Source organism: Acinetobacter sp. BMW17 (genome assembly GCF_001592855.1).
Classification (GTDB): domain Bacteria; phylum Pseudomonadota; class Gammaproteobacteria; order Pseudomonadales; family Moraxellaceae; genus Acinetobacter; species Acinetobacter johnsonii.
Map to the genome: position 1 here is coordinate 1 of NZ_LSOD01000038.1, position 19,847 is coordinate 19,847.

The 19,847-nt window shown below is 40.2% G+C and carries 14 protein-coding genes; 4 read left to right on the plus strand and 10 right to left on the minus strand.

The window, feature by feature from the left end; all coding sequences use genetic code 11:
- Positions 1–77: 77 nt before the first annotated feature.
- Entirely contained in the window at positions 78–2,315 is a 2,238-nt protein-coding gene (locus tag AXW61_RS11610) for a hypothetical protein (protein ID WP_062034423.1), read from the minus strand.
- Positions 2,312–2,845 carry a plasmid mobilization relaxosome protein MobC gene (gene mobC / locus AXW61_RS11615; RefSeq protein WP_062034424.1) on the minus strand — a complete coding sequence of 178 codons (534 nt, stop codon included), beginning with the start codon at positions 2,843–2,845 and terminating at the stop codon, positions 2,312–2,314. Before mobC ends, AXW61_RS11610 begins: the two co-directional genes overlap by 4 nt.
- Before the next feature lie 821 nt (positions 2,846–3,666).
- On the opposite strand from mobC, the gene AXW61_RS11625 reads away from it, so the two are divergent.
- Positions 3,667–4,832, plus strand: a protein-coding gene (locus AXW61_RS11625; RefSeq protein WP_107908576.1) for an IS3-like element ISAba22 family transposase whose coding sequence is annotated in 2 segments (ribosomal slippage) — positions 3,667–3,925 and positions 3,925–4,832 — 1,167 coding nt in all. Because the reading frame shifts where the segments join, the coding sequence is not laid out codon by codon here.
- Between the two features lie 353 nt (positions 4,833–5,185).
- Positions 5,186–5,431: a DNA-binding protein gene (locus tag AXW61_RS11630; RefSeq protein ID WP_224466857.1), complete on the plus strand. Its 246-nt coding sequence runs from the start codon at positions 5,186–5,188 to the stop codon at positions 5,429–5,431.
- Positions 5,432–6,781: 1,350 nt separating this feature from the next.
- Here the strand turns inward: AXW61_RS11630 and AXW61_RS11635 are convergent.
- The 5 genes from AXW61_RS11635 to AXW61_RS11655 all read right to left on the minus strand — a co-directional run bounded on the left by AXW61_RS11635 (position 6,782) and on the right by AXW61_RS11655 (position 13,333).
- Positions 6,782–7,543, minus strand: coding sequence for an energy transducer TonB (locus tag AXW61_RS11635; RefSeq protein WP_240487461.1), 762 nt, complete (start codon positions 7,541–7,543; stop codon positions 6,782–6,784).
- A complete protein-coding gene (gene tolR / locus AXW61_RS11640) occupies positions 7,540–7,986 on the minus strand; it encodes a protein TolR (protein ID WP_004694251.1) in 447 nt (148 codons plus the stop codon). Before tolR ends, AXW61_RS11635 begins: the two co-directional genes overlap by 4 nt.
- Positions 7,987–7,998: 12 nt before the next feature.
- A complete protein-coding gene (tolQ, locus tag AXW61_RS11645) occupies positions 7,999–8,697 on the minus strand; it encodes a protein TolQ (RefSeq protein WP_004694253.1) in 699 nt (232 codons plus the stop codon).
- 105 nt (positions 8,698–8,802) lie between these two features.
- The gene (locus tag AXW61_RS11650) at positions 8,803–10,767 is read right to left on the minus strand and encodes a phytase (protein WP_062034427.1); all 1,965 of its coding nucleotides are present in this window, start codon (positions 10,765–10,767) and stop codon (positions 8,803–8,805) included.
- Between the two features lie 79 nt (positions 10,768–10,846).
- The gene (locus AXW61_RS11655; protein ID WP_062034428.1) at positions 10,847–13,333 is read right to left on the minus strand and encodes a TonB-dependent receptor; all 2,487 of its coding nucleotides are present in this window, start codon (positions 13,331–13,333) and stop codon (positions 10,847–10,849) included.
- A gap of 324 nt (positions 13,334–13,657) precedes the next feature.
- Between AXW61_RS11655 and AXW61_RS11660 the strand changes: the two genes are divergently transcribed.
- Positions 13,658–14,584, plus strand: coding sequence for a diguanylate cyclase (locus tag AXW61_RS11660; protein WP_062034429.1), 927 nt, complete (start codon positions 13,658–13,660; stop codon positions 14,582–14,584).
- Positions 14,581–15,582 carry an AraC family transcriptional regulator ligand-binding domain-containing protein gene (locus tag AXW61_RS11665; protein ID WP_005399817.1) on the plus strand — a complete coding sequence of 334 codons (1,002 nt, stop codon included), beginning with the start codon at positions 14,581–14,583 and terminating at the stop codon, positions 15,580–15,582. Before AXW61_RS11660 ends, AXW61_RS11665 begins: the two co-directional genes overlap by 4 nt.
- A 73-nt stretch (positions 15,583–15,655) precedes the next feature.
- On the opposite strand, the gene AXW61_RS11670 is transcribed toward AXW61_RS11665, so the two are convergent.
- From AXW61_RS11670 to AXW61_RS11680, 3 genes are read right to left on the minus strand one after another with little or no spacing between them, the layout of a single operon-like run.
- Positions 15,656–16,345 carry a hypothetical protein gene (locus tag AXW61_RS11670; RefSeq protein WP_240487462.1) on the minus strand — a complete coding sequence of 230 codons (690 nt, stop codon included), beginning with the start codon at positions 16,343–16,345 and terminating at the stop codon, positions 15,656–15,658.
- Between the two features lie 35 nt (positions 16,346–16,380).
- Positions 16,381–17,892 carry an alkaline phosphatase gene (locus AXW61_RS11675; RefSeq protein WP_062034431.1) on the minus strand — a complete coding sequence of 504 codons (1,512 nt, stop codon included), beginning with the start codon at positions 17,890–17,892 and terminating at the stop codon, positions 16,381–16,383.
- Between the two features lie 14 nt (positions 17,893–17,906).
- A complete protein-coding gene (locus AXW61_RS11680) occupies positions 17,907–19,523 on the minus strand; it encodes an alkaline phosphatase (RefSeq protein ID WP_062034432.1) in 1,617 nt (538 codons plus the stop codon).
- Positions 19,524–19,847 lie beyond the last annotated feature (324 nt).

Below are 19,847 nucleotides of genomic sequence, written 5' to 3' on the forward strand. Positions count from 1 at the left end.
AGCCCCAGGTTGAAACTTAATACGAGATCAAAGGGGTCAATTTTACTTTGCCATTTGTAAGGTAAAAGGGGTCAATTTTAGAATGCCGTTGACATTTCAACAGTCATCGCAAACTTTATCAGCACATCTAAGTCACTTCCTATATAAATTTTATTGTTGAGTTGTTGCTTGAGTGATTCTATGCATCGCTCAAGATGAAACTCATAACCATCAAGGTACAAATCATGCTGCTCATTCTTGGTAGTACCAGATGAATTGAAATCTTGTAAAAAGACTTCTGCACAACCAGCCAGACGCTTAGCTTCACTTAAATCGAGCTTGGGAAATGATTTCTCCATCTGGACTAGAGCATCAGTGATTGTATGTTGTATCCTATTTTTAGATGACTGCTGTCTTATTAACTCTACTTCTTGTTTAAATCGTTTAGCGTTTTCAATACGTTGTTTACGCTCAGTTCGCTGTCTTGCAATGTTGACCAGTCGACCGACTCCAATTGCTTCAGCCCCTTCAGATATGGTCTTAAAACGCCATCTATTTCCTGCTGGATCAGGGGCCTCAGATATGAGACTTTTAATAACATCTTGAAATGTGTTTCTAATTCTGTCTTTAGTGTCTCTAAATACTCGATGAGCTCTTTCAATGAAATCTCTTTTTGCAGTTCTTCTTGATAAAGTTTGATGATCTTGTCTTGCTCGATTGACTTCGAGTTCATATCTTTCAACTTCTTGCTCAAAAGCAAGTTTTCTTTTCGCATAAGCTCTTGTTCTTGCTTCTGTTGCATCTCTGACTGCTTGAGTGAGTTGATATAACTCTGTTGTACTGCAATCGCTTGTTTGTGATGATTGGATTCTACTTTTAGTACACTCACCAAGTTCTGCAATTCGCGGATCACAGTGTTCTGCTGTGCCATTAATTGATTTTTCTGTGCTTGCAACGGTGTATCTCTCATACTTAACTCCTGTCATTGATTTAGATGCTTGATAATTTAAAGAATGTTGAATTTGGTCAATTTCCCAAAAAATTAGTGGGCTGTTTGAAATTGAGTAGTTATTTGTTTTATCTGCTTCATTTAGCCCTAAATCTGTTTTCGTGGCCTTGAGTTTCATTTCACTGAAGTTCGGACTTGATAATGACGCAGGATCGAGTTCTGTATCTGGCTTAAACATGCCATCACTTTCATATGACAACCTTGTTCCATATGATTGCGGTAATAGTTTTTGGCTTTGCTTCGTTTGCTCGACATCTATCTTGTGAAGATCATGTGCCTGAGAAGTCTGTTCATGATTAAATGCGACTTGTGGAATGAGCCTTTTAATCATTGAATTTATATAAAGATCTTCATTTACTAACTCATGATCGAGAGCTCGTTTATATGACTGTTTGGGCTGATAATATTTTTTGTTGTATTCAGCACGTTTTGCTCTGACACGATGCATTTCTTTGAAGCACTCATCCTTCTTCTTCAAGCATTCTTCATACGTTATGAGCTGTTGTTCGCTTGCATTATTATTTTGCAAAGCTCTTCTTTGCTTAAGTTGATAGTCTAAAAATGAAAAATCTGCTCCATAAAATTTTCCTTTGAGTCGATCTGTCGCACCTTTATGTAGAAGAGAAATATAGTTCGCACTTAGTCGAGTAATATTGCCGAGTTGTTTTAAACACTCAACCAACTCAAGGCGATTGTTAATTTTCCGCAACGTAATCTGTTGATGAATAAATTGATCCACCAATTCAACTCGCTCAGCCTTTGTCCACTTTTGGTCTGTTTTTCCATCTAAATTTGCTTTGATATCTTTTACACTGTGTAAATGAACATGCTGATTCAGCTCATTCGAATCCAAACCTTTAACGTCGTCAGGTCTAGACCAGCTGTATTTATAGTTAAAGTAATCTCGTAGTGGATCAAAATAGTGTCTATGTCCTGGTGGCGCAACATTAAAAGATTTTCCAGTTCTAAGCTCTAGACGAGGTATTAAGATATGTAAATGTCTTGAACCATCCTCTTCACTATGCATGACAAGCGTCATGTGATACTGATCAGGGTCAAGCCCTGCCCCAATGTGCTGTTGAAATTCAGAAACAACTTCACTGATATGCTCATCCGTCACGAGATCCTTTGGTGACCAGGCAATAACAACAGATGTATAGCAATATTTAAATGAAACACTCTCTGCAAGCGCAGAAAATGTGAATGGATCGCCTGCTAAAATCTCTACATCAGCTCGCCTATCACCGTTATGATCTAGCTCACCAATCAAATATGAAACTGCCAGCTTCGGATCACCAGTACCCACTGGTAAAAATTTGATAATCATGATGTAAGCTCAACTTTTTGCATTGAGCTTTCTACTTTTGAACTCTTATAAGCTGCACGTTTTACTGAAATCGTATATTGAGGGATTTCAGGTAAATATTTATGAATCTGTTGTTGTATATCTACTAGTACATCAAGACAGTCTATAAAAGAAAACTGTTGCATGACATCCATTTGATATCCGCAAATAATATTGAGCGAACGTGCAATCTGATTCACGTTATGCCCAATTCCTCCTAATTTTTTTAATAGCTGAGGATCAACCTCTGGAGCTGGACGACCAGTAATATTAAATTTTTCCCGCTTCCTCCGTCGAATTGGCAAATCGACATGAATATTACTGACATCCGTTTCAACAAAAGTCTCATTTTCACTGCACAACCAACCTCGACGATCTAATTCACTCTTAATTAAATAGTGCGTGAAATCGGTAAATGTAAATTTGTTCTTTTCAAGATAGCTATCTAACCGTTTTGCCTGCTCATCAGTTAAACGAAACCTTTTTGTAATATCGCGTTTTGATTTTTTCATCATCCACCTCATATGAATTGAAGTTTTTTTGGGGTCTTAGGGGGTCGCCCCTAACAAGCCCTGTTGCGTACCAAATAATGAATTCGCAGAATTCGTTGTTTGTAGCTACAGGTAGGCTTGCTTGACTTCGTCCAAATTCTAAAAGGGCTCCCCACACACTTTTGATGATAATCAAATGCGAAAAAACAGATCTTCAACCGTCCTGTTTCACTGAATTTTTATTAAAAATGCTTTGAGCTAACTCAGAAAATCGAAGAATAAAAAAAGATTAGATTGATACGAATCGAACTGAATAGATGTATTAATCGTTTTTAGGCCTAAAAATATGATGCCTAATTAGAAAATTGCCCTTGCTTAATCTTCTATTCGTCAAAAGCATGAAAAAGTGATATTAAGAATAAAATAGCTCTTTAAAAGAGCTCCTCAAACCCAATAGAAAATAAATAAGATATTGATTTTATAGTTTTTTATTTATGTCATGTAACATCTTATTTTCTGCCGTGTAACGCACAAAATTTTGCTGTGTAACGCAATTAAAAAAATCAAGAAAATGGATGAAACGGACAATTTTTTGCTGTGTAACGTACAGTTTTGAACTGTGTCACATTTTTTAAAAGGTCCTAAATACAGGCTAATAAATTATAGATTTTACCTATTTATAAATAAGCTCTTAGCATTCTAATAGCCAAGTGAATTTAGCCTGATTTCTTGATCGTTTCTATGAAGAGTAATAGCAGAGCTCATACAATTAAAATTGATGTGTGCTGAAAAAACAGGAGGTTTTAACTTGGTAAACTAAACACACTCATCAGGAGTTTACCATGAGCAAGAAACACAAGACTTACACCACAGAATTTAAAGCTGAAGCCATAAAATTAATTGAAGCCAATCAAGGCAATGTCTCAGAAACAGCCAGACAACTTAGCATTTCAATGCAAACTCTTTCAAATTGGAATACCAAAGCAAAGGCTGGAACTTTAGCAGGTACAAAACAGTATTCACCTGATCTAAACGCTCTACTCGAAGAAAATAAAAAACTCAAACAACAGCTCAAAATAGCTGAAATGGAACGTGAATTTTTAAAAAAGGCAGCAGCGTACTTTGCCAAAGAAAGTCAGTAAGGTACGCCTATATGAAACAAAAAAGATATTCTTTTCCAATTACCTTAATGGCTCGATTACTTCATGTTTCAGTTTCATGTTTTTATGATTGGCTCAAGAGAGGCGTGAGCAAAAGAACGATTCAACGAAATCAACAGACGATATTGGTGAAAATAGCCCATGAGGAGACAAAGCAGAGCTATGGTTATATTCGATTAACCAAATACTTACAAGCTCAGGGCATAAAAATGAGTATGTACGCTGTACGACAGATAAAAGCGCTGAACCACCTGTATTGTAAGCGACACAAGCGTTTTAAAAGGACTACGAATAGTGACCATAATCGAGCGATCTATGAAAACCTGCTGGAGCAACAATTCTCAATGACTAGACCAAATCAAGCATGGTCAAGTGATATTACGTACATATGGACTGTTGAAGGATGGCTGTACTTAGCAGCGGTAAAAGACCTTTACACGAAGCAAGTGGTTGGCTATAGCTTAAATGAGCGCATGACAGCACAGCTTGTTTGTAATGCGCTAAATATGGCTATTCACAATCAAAAACCAACCAAAGAACTGATTGTGCATTCAGACAGAGGAAGTCAATATTGCAGCCATGAATATCGAAATATACTTGAGCAATATGGTTTTCAAGGTTCAATGAGCAAGCGCGGAGACTGTTACGATAATGCACCGATTGAAAGCTTTTGGGGAATACTGAAAAATGAGTTAGTGCATCATTACAACTATCAAACCAGAGAAGAAGCCAAAGCAGATATTATAAAATACATTGAATTATTTTATAATCATCGAAGAATTCAAAAGGGTTTGGGTTTTAAGACACCAAATCAAATGGCCGAAGACTTTTATAAGTTGGCTGCCTAGAATCTCCCAAGGGAAAGTCTCCTGATAATTCAGCGTATATCAAAATAGTTAAATGGATGAGCTAGCTTCCTTTCAACAGAAATAAACATCAATCTGATAGTTCTCATTAGCTTCATAAACATTGTTTTGGACATAAGTCCCCCTTCCGATCAATTTCATTCATTCCCATACTTAGAACTGGCATATAAAAAAATAAACCGATTTTTTGATGTTTTAAACGAAATGAAATTTAAAAAAATTTCATATGCTATGTTCTTCCTATCAGAAGATATATCTATAGGTATATCTAAAATACAAAAGTTGTTATAGGACCTGTAAAATTAATGAAAAAAAGATTGGATCGTATTGCTCGCATGTCAGAAGAGCAACGTTTGAGCTCAATTCATCAATTTTGGAATCTTCCTGAAGATGCTGTATTCTCACCAGAAGTCGTAGCTTTGGTATGTGATCTATCACTGTCTTGGCTTCAAGCTAAAAGATGTAAAGGCGATGGTATTCCCTTTATTAAAGTGGGGCCAAGAAAAGTGGGATATATAAAAAGAGATGTCATAGAATTTTTAGGTAAAAATAGGTATTTGAATACCTGTAATTCCAATTAACGCGCAACTTTTAAAAGGCCACAAAGGCCTTTTTTTATTCCATATAATGTATACCCAGTGTATACCTTTGTTATAAAAATACCTCTTAAATTCCATGTATACCCAGTGTATACTGCAAGAATGTTGTTTAAAGTTGCTACTTGTTTTTTGGTAGACCTTAAACAAAAATATGTATGAAAATTAATTTGTTATGGGATTTTTTCTGTTGCCAAATACACCTTAATGTTGCTTAATTCATGCAACCAGCTTTGAACTCATCGGGTTCAGGGTAACGACACATGCAGCGGCATCTTCGGAGTACTTTATTTTAATAACAATAAGCTTATAACTGAACTCCTCCCTCGCTCTGTTCACTTCAATCCGCATAAATGATCAAAAGTAGGCATATGGTAGGCTCTAGAATTATTGTGCTATATTGCTATGCATTGTTTCAATCAGTTAAAAAGTGCAATGGGGCAAAGACATAAGCTAATAAAAACATTTATTGATAGTCTCCCTCTAGAAATATCAGGGAAAAAGTTTTTTATCGTGACTCTCTGACCATTGGCTTTGGTGGTGTTGTTACCCAATCTAAAATCTACTTTATTGAAACACTCATGCCGAATGGCCAAAATAAAAGGAAAACTATTGGTAACCATGGTGTGTACCACCCTAGAACAAGCACATACAAATGCTAAACGTTTATTATTTCGATCAAGATATTGGACCTGTTGCTCAAAAAGAGCCATTGAAACCTAATTTCATATAAGCAAAGAAAATAGATGAATTAATCCCTAGTTTAGATGACGCTTATAACCCAAAAAAATATCCCTCACTACTCATCAAAGGTCATCAGCGATTTTGTAATCCAGTAGGTCAACATCGTATCAGTAATGAATTCTGCAAGAATGGTGCAGTTGATTCAAAAAGTGCTGTTCACTTCATATCACCTCGCCATGATCTTAACAACTTTATTTAAGAAGCAACTAAATGCTTGGAAGCTAAAATGGCACGAGATGAGATTAAGTTGAATAAACCGGTTCTATCAATCGTAAAACGTACCAATACTCCGACTTCTGATAGATATCGACACGAAGTTTTTCAGTCAAGTAGAACAACATGATGAAGACCTATATTTAGCCATTAAGAATATTAATCACATAAAAACGAAAGCAGTAACCCTCAAATATATGTAGGTTGTGAAAGTTTCCATAAACGTTTCAAGGAAAAATGTGCTGTAGACGAACACTATTTGAAACGTTTCTTGATAGAAAGAAGATTTAGGCTAAAAAGAATTTAGTTCAAATTTAACTAGACAGACATATGAAAGAATGAGTAACTGCCAGCTCTGGTTTGAGTTAGTACATAAAATTAACTTTCAATACGATATTGGAAGGTATTTTTAACATTCGACACACTGGTCGGTTTGCCATCGACGAGACGAGGCTGATATTTAAAAGTGAGAGCAGCCTGAATCGAAGGTCGTACAAACATCGGATGACAGTCGCCTTGTGCCTTGGGATTTTCTACCCGTCCTTTTTCGTTCACGCTATACACCACCGTACAATCCCCCTCCAGCTTACGATCCAAAGCTTGTTCAGGATAAGCTGGTGCTATTTTTGTAACAGGTTGATAATTTTTAACATCAAATGATTCAGGATTAGTTTGTGCTTTGGGTTCTACAGATTTTTGGGTCTTCGTCTGTGTTGGTATATCTGCCTTAGACTGCGTATCTACTGTTTTCTGAGATTCTGCTGTTGCCGTTTGCTTTTCCGTCACGACTTGCTGTGTCGGTTTAGACGCTGTAGGTACAATTTTGTTGCTCTGCGACTCTACAAACTTCTTGGTGGTTTGCGGTTGGACTTCAGCAGGTTTCTCAACCTGTTTTTTGACAGGCTCATATAGCGGCTTTTCTTCGACTATCGGTTCAGGCTTTTTAGGTTCTGGTTGTTGTTTGGCTGGAGGTGGTATTTTCACAAATTGTAATTGAATGGTTTTCGGCTTGGGTTCCGCCAATGTTTCATGCATCTCAACCGTACATAACCATGCAATTAGCGCAATATGCAATCCAGCCGTGACCGAAAATGCTAGACCTTGATCACGAAACCTAATTTTGGAAACGGTTGTCATCATGATTGTGGTTCCTCTGTCACTAGCCCCAAGTTCGTTACCCCACTTTTTTGCAAGGATGCTATGGCCTGTGCAACCAGTTGATAATCAGCATCCTGATCGGCACGTACATAAAACTGTAAGCTTTTATCTTTTTGAATAATCGGAACGAGCTTTTGTTGCATAGTGGCTAAATCAATGGCCTGATCCGTGACTTTTTCGGTATTCACTTCCGAACCAATATTCCAGTAATACTGACCATTGGCTTGAATAGATAGAGTGACAATACGCTGCTGTTGTGACGCGGGCATGACATTAGCATCCACTTTAGGCAAATCAATTTGAATGCCCTGTGTCAACATCGGTGCAGTCACCATAAAAATCACCAATAGCACCAACATGACATCAATATAAGGAACCACATTCATTTCAGCATTGAGTTTTAATTTTTGAGGACGCTTAATCATGGCTGTTGCTCCTTAACGCGAAGCGCGCTCAGTGTGCCCCAACAAACGATAAATACGCGTTTGCAACTCATTGGCAAAACCGTAATAACGACTGGAAAGCTTGTCAGCACGTGCCGAAAAGCGGTTATACGCCACTACCGCAGGAATAGCGGCAAATAAACCAATGGCTGTTGCAATCAGCGCTTCTGCAATCCCAGGCGCAACTGTATTGAGGGTTGCCTGTTCAACGGCAGACAGTCCAATAAACGCATTCATAATGCCCCAGACCGTTCCAAATAAGCCTATATAAGGGCTGACTGAACCAACTGTTGCAAGAAAGGTCAGATTTTGCTGAAGCTTTTCTTCTTCTTCACTGATGCTGCTGAGCAAACGGCGTTCTACCCCATCAATTACATCACTTGTAGTAAGTTGCTCATCTTTGATCAATTGATGGTATTCATCAACCCCATGTTGAAAAATGCTGACAACTCCTTTTTGTTGTTCAGGCTGTTGGTAGTCTTGCTGTAAAAGATTGAGATCTTTTTGCTGTCTAAAATTCTTTAAAAAGCGGTTCCAAAGCTGCTCTTGTCCACGAAGTAACATACCGTGACGCACGATTAAATACCAACTTACGACTGAGGATAAAACCAAAATCAACATCACTACTTTTACCAACACACTGGCATGGCTAATCAACATCCAAACCGACATTTGATCCATCGTTGCTTGCATAACGCACTCCAATTTTTTTACTGCATGGTGCAGTACATATATATTTTTAAAATGGGCTGTGATTCTTTAGCAGCCCATGTACTCACTCAGGTACTAAAGCGCTATTTAGTCCAAATGCAGGGCTTGAGCGATTTTTTCCCACGGCACATATTTAAAGTTCTGATTGGTTTCAGGCATACGTTTACGTCCATCTTGCACCACCAACATGCCTTGCTTCCATTTGCCACCAAAATTTAGGGAACTCACATCTAGTCCATCTGTTTCAGACACAGCGTCAATGCCTTTGTCGATATTGATGCCTACACGAAATGCGCCACGAACCTTATAAGGTGCTGCGGCATCAAGCACCACAAAGCTGTCATTGCCTTGGCTTGAAACCACCAAATAACTTTGGTTTTTGCCGTGATAAAGTCCCATTCCCTCAATGTCATCATGCATCACCTCTCCTACGCCAATCACCTGCTGCATAGGGAGCTGAGTTTTTGGGTTGAGATCTTTTACCCACACTGCGACATCTTCTTCACCCAAGAAAATACGCCCTGTAGCATCGTCTACGACACAGCCTTCCGGTTGGGTTTTCACTGAAAAACGTTGTACTTCTTCAGCCCGTAATTTTTGCTGTGCAGCCGTGATGTGGTATTGAACAAAAGTCCCGTTTTTATCGTTGGGAATGGCATAGATTTCCCCTTGAGCATCGCGGTACATGCAAATGCCATAAATATCATCCAATGTAGTTGCTAGCTCGCCAAGCACAGAAACCTTGCCCGTTTTGGGTTGAATCGCAAAGAGATGCAGGCTGTTATGATCTCGGTTCGATGCCACAGCCAAATCGACTGTCTGATTGCCCCATTTAAAACCGTGGCGTACATCGACATTATTCAATCGCCCTACTGGCAAATACTGCACGGTTTTGCCCTGTAAATCGTTAACCTGTAGACCACCTTGTTTATCTGTCGCTAAAATACGGGATTGACTCGGCTGTGTGGCATTGTGCCAAATGGCAGGATCATCAGCCGCATCACCTGTACTTGGCACACCCTCCGTCTGCACTTCTGCAGGGATAGTGATGATACTTTGAGCTTTGGTCTGGGTCTGAGTTTCCCATTCAACATCGGCTGATTTCACCGTTTTATCATCTAAAATCAGTAGAGATTTATCGGTTAAATTTCCGCGAATACTCAGACTTTCCGCCTCCTTTAAACCACTCAGCTGTAATGGTTCTAGGATGTTCCAATGCTTGTCTTGTTTTTGATAGCGATAAAGCAGTGGTTTTTCTTCATCAAGCACCGCAATGTGATCATCCACAATGCTAATTGCGGATGGTGTCCCTTGAATCGAGCCAAACGGTTTTACCAAATCGACTGCTTGGCGCACCATACCTGCTTCGGAATGAGCTGGATATGCCCAAACACCGACATTTTCTTCATTGATTAAGAGTTCTGCACTAGTATCATTCACCTTGCAAACAGTACTTGCTGGTGGAAAACTTAAACGACGTACCAACTGCGGCAGGGCCAATGCTTTTTCACGATTCGCCACAAGCCACTGCTCACCTATCCCTTCTTCACCGACTAAAAAGGCAAAACTCAAGCCTTGAGCATCGGTATATAGACAAACATCTTCTGACTTAAATGAACGCTTTGGAATAAAGCTGGGTTTGTCCCATACTTTATTTTTTAAGTTCATGCTCATCAGTTGAATTTGCTGTTGTTGCAAATTCGATGCAGCAATCAATAAACGCTCCGAACCAATCCGGTAATCAAAACGTCCAAACTGCCCTTGAATGTGATGCAATACATTTTGTTCATCATCTAAAAACTGAAGACCTTTATTCTTACTGCTCAATAGAGCAGTCACTTCTGGCCATGTACTTAAGTTCAACCATTGCACATCTTCAGTTTTAGCTTCATTCGTATCAACTTCGCGTAATTGGAGCTTTTCTGCTGTTGGCTGATCCACCGTTAATGGTTGTGAGCTTACAGGAGATGGAGAAACACCATGCTGACTACACGCTGTCAGTAACACTATGCAACTTGTTAAAACAGACAATTTAAAGCTTGAAAAATTCATAAAATTACTCAAATTTGGGCAAACATATCTCGAGGTTTTCTTCTCAACAAAGAAAACCTGAGCGTTTATTTAGTGAAATTTAAAAATGGGTGTAGGTCAGTGCAAGTTTGTATGCTGGGCCATATTCTTCATACTGCGCGTTGTAAGCCTTCGCACCTGCGTAGTTGTAATAGTGCTCATCGGTGATGTTTTGCACATCAAACTTTAATTGTAAATTTTTTGACAAATTCAGATGACTACTAAAGTCGAGAAAGACTTGCTCATCGGTATAAGTATCTTTTTCAGGCGTATCAATATCACCTAACTCATATAAATAGCTGGACTTATAGTTTGCAGACAAACGTACGCCGAAACGCTCATTTTCCCAACCAATCATGGCATTACCGACCACATCCGACTGGTTTGGTAAATGAATACGACGGCTCAGAAGTTCGCCATCTTTCATCGAATCAATATCTGCTTCTGACTTACTAAAGGTCGTATTAAAGCCCAGCAAGAAACCATTCCAAGGAGCTCCTAGATGGTCAAACTTTTGTGAGTAGGCAAACTCCATCCCGTACAGTTTTGCTTCATTACCATTTTTATAGGTAATCGCCTCATCAAAGTCAGCCCATTGCCCTGTTCCTGCAATATTGGTGTTATAAATAAAGTTATCGATATCTTTATAAAATGCGTAGAAACCCACCATACTGGCTTTGCCAAAATACTTTTCTACACCCAAATCAAAGTTAGAAGACTCTAAAGGCTTTAACATTGGGTTACCAAACTCAGCTTCATCACCATCGATATAAACACCTGGTGCACTTTGCGCAAAGTTTGGACGTACCACACTATTGGTCCAAGCGGCACGGAGGTAAGCGTTATCGGCCAATTGATAACGTAAATGTAGGCTTGGCAACCAATGATCATAGTCATTTTCATATTTAGTCGCAGTGATCACATCATCGTTGAACTCAAAACCACGTGCTTCAAAGTTGGTATTTTCATAACGTAGTCCTGCAATCACACGCAGTTGATCAATATCTATCGTATTCATGACATAAGCCGCTTGTATGTCTTCATTCGACTTAAAGTCATTAATGATTGAACCGTCAGCAACCACATAATCATTTGGATTTAATCCACTGATTTTATCTTTAATAGCATTTTCATTAATGGTTGGACCAAACTGTCCCAGTTCATAGTGACTATTAGAGTTGAAGTCTGAGCTTGAAGTACTCAAATCTTCATACTCCCACTCATCGGTATTGTTGTTTTTTTCACGTTGACTGATTTTGCCACCGAACTTTAATGCAGCAGCATAATTCCCCAGCATATAGTCTTTCAAAAAGTCTAATTTACCGTTGTATTCTTTATCTGTGGTTTTGGATTTTTCCCAAGAAACTGAATCCAGCTCATAGTTAGCCGCATCATAAAAATCTTGGTCTGCCGTAATCACCGGTTTTTGCGTACTATTAAATCCAACGTTACTAAAATCACCTTGGTATTTTGCCCCCGAAATTCCACCTGGATTTTCCTCCGATGCTTCGCTATAACCGAGCTGACCTTCCACCGTCCACGTGCCAAAACCTTGCTTACCACCGAGGACAAAAGACTGTATTTCTTGTGTTTCTTCACGGCTCTTCAATGAACGAGTCACTTCTGCATCACCACGCTGGCCTGCAAGTTGTGGATCAGAAAATTCAGCCGCCACTTCCTGACGTGACTCAGTGTCTTTAAAGCGACTATATAAAGTTCTTAAATAGTATTCGCCTGTGTCATTGGGGCGGTAATCAAAATTCAGTCCCGCACCAATACGCTCACGCTCGATGTCATATTGACGCATTGCGGTTTCTTCAAGTGCGTCACCATCCCAGGCCCCACCCGTTTCAACATTGTCCGAGCCAAATTTTCGGTTTTGATAACTCAGTGCCAGTGCCACCCCAAGGTTGTCTTGCCCCTCACCAATACTGAAACGGTTACTGATGGCACCAGATGCTTTAGGGCTATATTTTTCCCGTTTTTCATCATAACCACCTTCAACCGTTCCCGTATAAAACAAACCGTCATGGTCAAAAGCCGATAAACTTTCCACCTGCACCGTGCCGCCTAATGAGTTGGCATCCATGTCTGGCGTCAACGTTTTCACCACAGCCAAAGACTGCACCAGCTCTGAAGGTAAGACATCCAATGCGACGCCACGACGGTCACTTTCAGGCGCGGGAACCAAAGTACCATTGATGGTTACTGCATTTAAGTCAGCGCCTAAACCACGAACGGAAACAAAACGTCCTTCGCCTTGGTCACGCTCTGTAGATACACCTGGTATCCGTTGCAACGCTTCTGCGGCATTGTCATCGGGTAATTGTCCAATGCCATCGGCATGTACCACACTGCTGATTTGGTCGGCACGTTTTTGTTCTTTGAGTGCTTTATCCATACTTGCAGCTTGACCAATGACCTGTACATATTCCACCGTGTTATCTTCGGCATGTAGATGCGTCATGCTCAGCATTGACAGGACCAGTGTGCTAAGCTGAAAACCCGCACGCTTATGTTTCATGAAACGGCTCTGATTATTTTGCATTATGTTCTTCCCCTCAAGCCAAAGTGGCATGGTTTGAACGCACAATAGAAATTGAATGTGAACATGATGTGACAGTCCCTTTTGCGAGCTGCTCTTTTTATTTGTTTTTGGCCATTTTCAGCAAAAAGTGAGCTAATTTGATCTGTATAGAGAAAATACTGAGCATACAGAATGATGCATATTCACCTCAAAGATAGGGTTTTTCAGCATTTTTATTCTCAAAAATCAAAAATACACTGATCTATTTTGACCCTAGCCTCTGCCATCAAACTGTCATCTAAATCTGTTTAGCTTGGGTGAAAATAAATCATTTCAAAAAATGCTATGCCTAAATACTTTGCTTACTACCGCTGGCCTTTATTATGTGTAGCGACTGCCTGTAGCTTATCCCTTTGGTTGTTTATCTTACTTGGGCAGAGCAAGTCATTTGCTGAATGGAACTGGGTCGATATTTTAGGTGAAGGGGGAGCAACTGTTTTTATTGGTATTTGGATTTTCTTTATTATTAAAAGCCGTCCTTTAGGACGTGTAACTAACTATATTTTTTATGGACTATGTTTTATTTTTTTTCACATGTGGATGGATAGCTTAGATGAGTTTATTCGCCTGCCTAAAGAAATCATGTGGGATGCATGGCTTGAGTCCATTCCTTTTCCAATTGGACTGTGCCTATTTACCATCGGGATTTATTTTTGGCATCAAGAAGAACTGGCGATTTCTAAACACATGCAAAAACGAGAACGTATTTATCGGGATCATCGCTTATTCGATGCACTCACCCCTTTGGCCGATGCTCATTATTTTAAAACACAGCTCAAAGCCGCAATCGAGCAAAACTTGCATGAACCCAGCGACATGTCCGTCATACTGCTAGATATGCATAATTTTAATCAGATTAATCAAACACATGGCTTTGATGAAGGCACATCTATTTTACAGCATGTTTCACAATTGATTAGCTTAAACTTACGACCACAAGACCTGCTCTGCCGCTTCGCAGGAGATCGTTTTATTATGTTGTTACCAGAGACTAAGCTACAACAGGCTGAAAAAATGGCTGCTCAACTTGAACGCATGCTTATGGTCAGTGCTTATTATCAACGTGATCTGTCCGTGCACATTCCTCTAAAAGCACTCACGACCTGCTGCGCTGTCGGACAATACCAAACTGCCCAACAACTCTTGAGTGCCTTAAATCAGCAATTGCTCCAAGTGAAGCAGTACTACTCACCGAAGCGAGTCACCGTATGAGCTTTGAATGCGACTACAGCTACATTCCTGCGCATCATCAATTGTCTATTTTAATTGATTTGGCAGCGAGTCATGAAGTCGAACATCACGTCCTGCTCAGTGGCAGCAGTATTTTCTTAGAAGATATCTTTTCGGGGCAAAAACTAATTAGTCAACAACAGTTACAACAGGTTTTAAAAAATGCTGAACAGTGTTTTCGCAATCAGGACATCAGTTTTTTATTTGGTCAACGCAGCCTAACCACCCCCTTTAATGACGCCATTAAATCCATGCTTTATGCATCGACCTTCGATGAGGCACTTAGCCGTTATTTAACATTTTCCGCGTCCGTTTCACCTTGGTTATGCCCTCGACTCATGTACAGTCAAAGCCATATTCATATATATTGGTTAGATGAAAACAAGCTTGAAAATCGCTTTTTAATCGAAAGCGCAATGAGTGCAGTACAAGCGTTTAGCCGTCAACTGTACCAAGCCAAATTAGCGTGGAAATTCGAGTTTAATTTTTCTGAACCGGATTATATTGAACAATATTGGACACATTTAGGCAGTGCTTTAGAGTTTAATCGCCCGATCAACATGATGAGCCTACCTCGCGATTTGATTTATGAAAAACTTCCCAATGCCTCTTCGACCTTAGCTTCAATCAGTTATCAATATGCGCTGAAAGAAATGACAGCTCAAAATATTCAACAGAGTTTTTTGCTCAGTTTGCACCAATATTTAATGCAGAATATTCAAAATAATATTCAACTTGAACAAACCGCTGACTATTTTCAAATGAGTTCTGCCACCTTAAAACGTAAACTGAAAAAGCATCAGACCCATTTTCAGGCGCAACTCGATCAAAGTCGTTTGCATACTGCCATCATTTTATATCGTGTACATGGTTTTAAAACTGAACAGATTTCTCAGTATTTACAAATTAACGATGCCACTAATTTTCGACGTGCGTTTAAGCGGTGGAGTGGTTTAACCGTACAAGCGGCACAGTCCTAAGCGCTTATTTTTCCCAAAAAAATCACGGGTATTTCTATTGTAACGTCGAAATTAAAAGTCAAAAACTCATCGGCTAATCACTAAAGTCCGCATAGTCACGTTCGCTGTATTTTTCTGTTTGTGTCCAAGGTATAGCAACATGTTGGCAAATTTTGCGCACGGTAAAGGTTTTGGCATAGCCTGAGGTCGGTTTGAGCAATTCATATTTTTGAACCAGTTGATCCTGTTCACTCCATATAATATTCAACGTTTGCCCAGCACTGCGTATTTGATAATGCGCTAACTTCGGATCACGTTGAATCAATTGTGCTCGCTTTAAAATGTCAGGATGAATCAAACTATATTCACAGCGCCAACAGTTTTTCATCCCTAGCATTTCTTGATCGACATCCTGCAATTGCACCCGCATTTTTTCATCTGGCAAAATATAAAAACGCTGAAACGGACTTTCTACGTTTGCTTGCCCGACTACATCTTTGCGCTGCATCCACTGAATTGCACTGTCAAAACTCACATGCTCATGGGTGTCTGTTTTGGCAGACACATGAGCGTTGCTATGTGTCTGGGCTTCGTCAGCATGCGTTTGTGTGTTTAAACGTTCAATCCAAATATTTTGCTCATCTCGAATTATTTTCTCACTGTATTTTTGAATGGTCGTGACCCCATTGGCATCCAACCGTTCAATTTGATAATCAATACGATATTCATCGGCCGACCATACCCATGGACTGAGCAAACTGAAAGACAATGCAAAGAATTTCATTTTGAATTTGAACGGCCGTATAAATCTTGTATCCATTAGAATCCAAACGCCTTTTTCAATTGCTCAAATACCCATGTATTTTCTTGTGTGCCTTTGAATAGATTTGAATTCTTTCCTTCAGCAAACAGCATCACATCTCCGCCGCCATGTGTTTCGCTTTTCGTCAGTTGTACCCCGACTTCTTGTTTATAGTCGTCAGCAAAGGCTTGCTCGTTGCTAATACTGTCACGAATATCTAAACGTTTACCCGTACCATTTCCAAAAACAAGCGTCGTTCCTGTTGCCCCATTTACATCGCGGTATGGATTATGTACTTGGCCATCAGCCAGCACTTTGCTGTAAGCATTTTGCTCTTTTGCAATATTATAGTCATAGCTCAGCCCCAAAATACCTGGATTAGTTTCCGTCGTTTGACCCGTTCGTGCGGCATAACCATTAAAGGTCATCACATGGTCATGGTCTGCCGTCACTACAATCAAGGTATTGCTCAAATCCACTTTATCCAGTGCAGTTTGAATTGCATCATTAAATGCCTTGGTTTCCTGCAATGCCCGTTTGGCATTATTGGCATGTAGCGCATGGTCAATACGCCCACCCTCAACCATCAAGAAATAGCCTTGTCCATGACTCTGTGCTTGCAGTGCATCAATCGCTTTACTGGTCATCGCCGCCAGACTCGGTTCAGTCTCTATATTCTTCTTGAGTCGGTCCAAATCAAAATTTAAATGCGACTGTGTGGAGAATATGCCGAAAATTTTCTGAGTATTGACCGTCTGTGCCAAATCCCTTTGGCTTAAAACGGTTTGATAACCCTGCTGTTTAAACTCTGCCAATAAATCACGACCATCCAAGCGCCCTTTGGGGTTAGAGACTGCATCATAAGGCGTCCAATGATTTAAGCCGCCTCCCATAAGGACATTAATGCCATCCAATAAGTTTGGATTATAAGCTTTACCTTTTGGAACAGCTTGAAGCGCGATATCGTATTGCGCATCACGGTGACAGATATGTGCATAGGTTGCCGCAGGTGTGGCATGGGTGAGTTCGGTCGTCGTCACTACGCCAACCGCTTTACCCTGCTTTTTTGCCAGTTCTAAAATACTTAACGCAGGCATCCCTACGACCATACTACTGCCCTGTTCTGGACAACGGTTGATGGCTTTCGCTAAGCTTTTGCCATTCGGCAATTTTCCTTCTTGAGGTTCGACCGCAACCGTTCCTGTTGTCATGGCAATCACTTCATTTTTATTTTTCTGCCCAGTCATATAGGCGCCCATAGAGGGAGCGCTATCTGTGGTTTGACCATCCTCAGAATAGGTTTTAATCCGTGCTGCGTGCTTCATGCGGTCCATGGCCAGTTTGCCATTTTCCCCCACAGCATAAATACGACTTGCCGTCACTGTGGTTGGTCCCATGCCATCGCCTAAAAAGAATATAAGGTTTTTAGTCGGTGTAAGTGTGGTGTCAGCAGCATACAAAGCACTTGAAGAAATCGACGCTGTAAGCAGAAGCATCATGTATGGGATGGTTTTTAAAGTATGTTTCATGTGATATCCCTCTGCTATAAGCCTGTGATCTTACGAATGAGGTGATTGACCTCAATATTTTCAAGGCTACCTGAGAACTGATCGGCTCCCTGACCAATCGCACCTAAAAACACATCTGCACCGCCATGCGTTTCTTTATCTTTATAGCCCGTTTGAATCACAGCTTCTTGTTGGAAATCATCCGCAGCAGTGCCCGTACACCAACCCGTTTCAGCCAAAGGATAGGTGAAACTATATTTTTCGCCTTGTGGTGCCTTTGGCTCTTGTACAGGATGACAGACATCACTGTCTTTTAAGTTCAGTACCAAGTCATCCATACGGTTTTGAGTAGGGCGTTTTTTGCCAGTACCAAAACCGATAATCGGATAAGGTTGCCCATGAATATCTTGAGCAAAGCCCGCTTGGTCATAATTTTTCACCAGACCGAGCACACTGGTTTCCTTACCTTCGATATATTTTCCTGTGCGCTTGGCATAACCATTTAAAACCAAGGTGTGATCATGGTCGGCTGTGATTACAATCAGTGTATTTTTAAGTTCAGGATCACTTTGTTTAAGCTTTTGAATGGTTGCTTCTAAAGCATCATTTAAGGCAATCGTGTCTTGTAAAGCACGTTTGGCATTGGTGTCATGCAGCGCATGATCTATACGCCCGCCCTCCACCATCAGGAAAAAACCTTTTTTATTTTGCGTCAGGATGTCTAAAGCAGACAGCGTCATTTGCTTGAGACTCGGCTCTGCCAAGTTTTTCTTGGTGCGATCCAAGTCGTAATTTAAATGGCTGTGATTAAATAAACCCAATAATTTTTCATTTTTCGCCAGTTGCACTTGGGACAGTTGGTTTTCATCAAAAACCACGCGGTAGCCTGCCTTTTGCATCTCGGTAATTAGATTGCGCCCATCAGTACGTTCTCCACCTGCATCTTTAGGCAAAAATTGACGCTTACCTCCACCTAAAACCACATCGACTCCATCTTTGAGTTTGAGGTTATAGCGTTGATAATCATCGCCTTTTGAGCTCGGGACCAACTGTGATGCAATGTCATTTTCAGCATCACGGTGGCATATATGCGCATAAGTCGATGCTGGTGTGGCATGCGTGATCCGCGTTGTGGTCACAACCCCTGTCCCCCAGCCCTTTGCTTTGGCTAATTCAAGTAAAGTCTGTGTGTTTTGCTTATTTTTGTTTTGTGGGTTACTAACGCACTGGTTATTCCCTACTGAGTCAGGTTCAACCGCAATCGTCCCTGTCTGCATCGAGATCACCTCGTTTTTCATCTTCACACCGGTCATGTACGCGCCCATCGAAGGTGCGCTGTCCGTGACTTGCGCATCTTCAGAAAAGGTACGAACAAAAGCAGACTCAGGCAGCCGATCAATCGCCAACTGACCATCTTCACCAACAGCATAAATACGTGAAGCGGTAAGCGTGGTGATGCCCATACCATCACCCAAAAAAAAGACCACACGTTTCGGTTGTTGGACTTTTTCTTGTTGGAGCTGTTGCTCTGTATTGGCTTGTTGATTTCGCGTTATCGTAGTAGTTTGACAAGCGGTAAGCAATAAAGCGCTGAAACTTATACATACCACGCTGATTGTTTTTAATTGGAATTTTTCAAGAGAACCGAGCATGGTATCAACCCATCTAAAGATGGCTGAAACATACACTTCGGATATTTAAATCCGATGACATTTAAGCATCAATATAAATTTACTCACTTTCGAAACGCTTTTTCATTTTTTACAATTATCAATATTAACCATCAAATTGGTAACGCAATCCAACGTCTTTATTCTCATTTGACAATCGTTATTATTTACTTTTTGGTAAAATTCAATCAAAATCCCCCAGCCTTCTGCAAACTAATCTTTTGAATTACTGCTAAAAATGAAATAGTTAAGCTTTGTTATAACGTATCTTATTAACTTTATGCACTTTTTTACAATAACCACCAC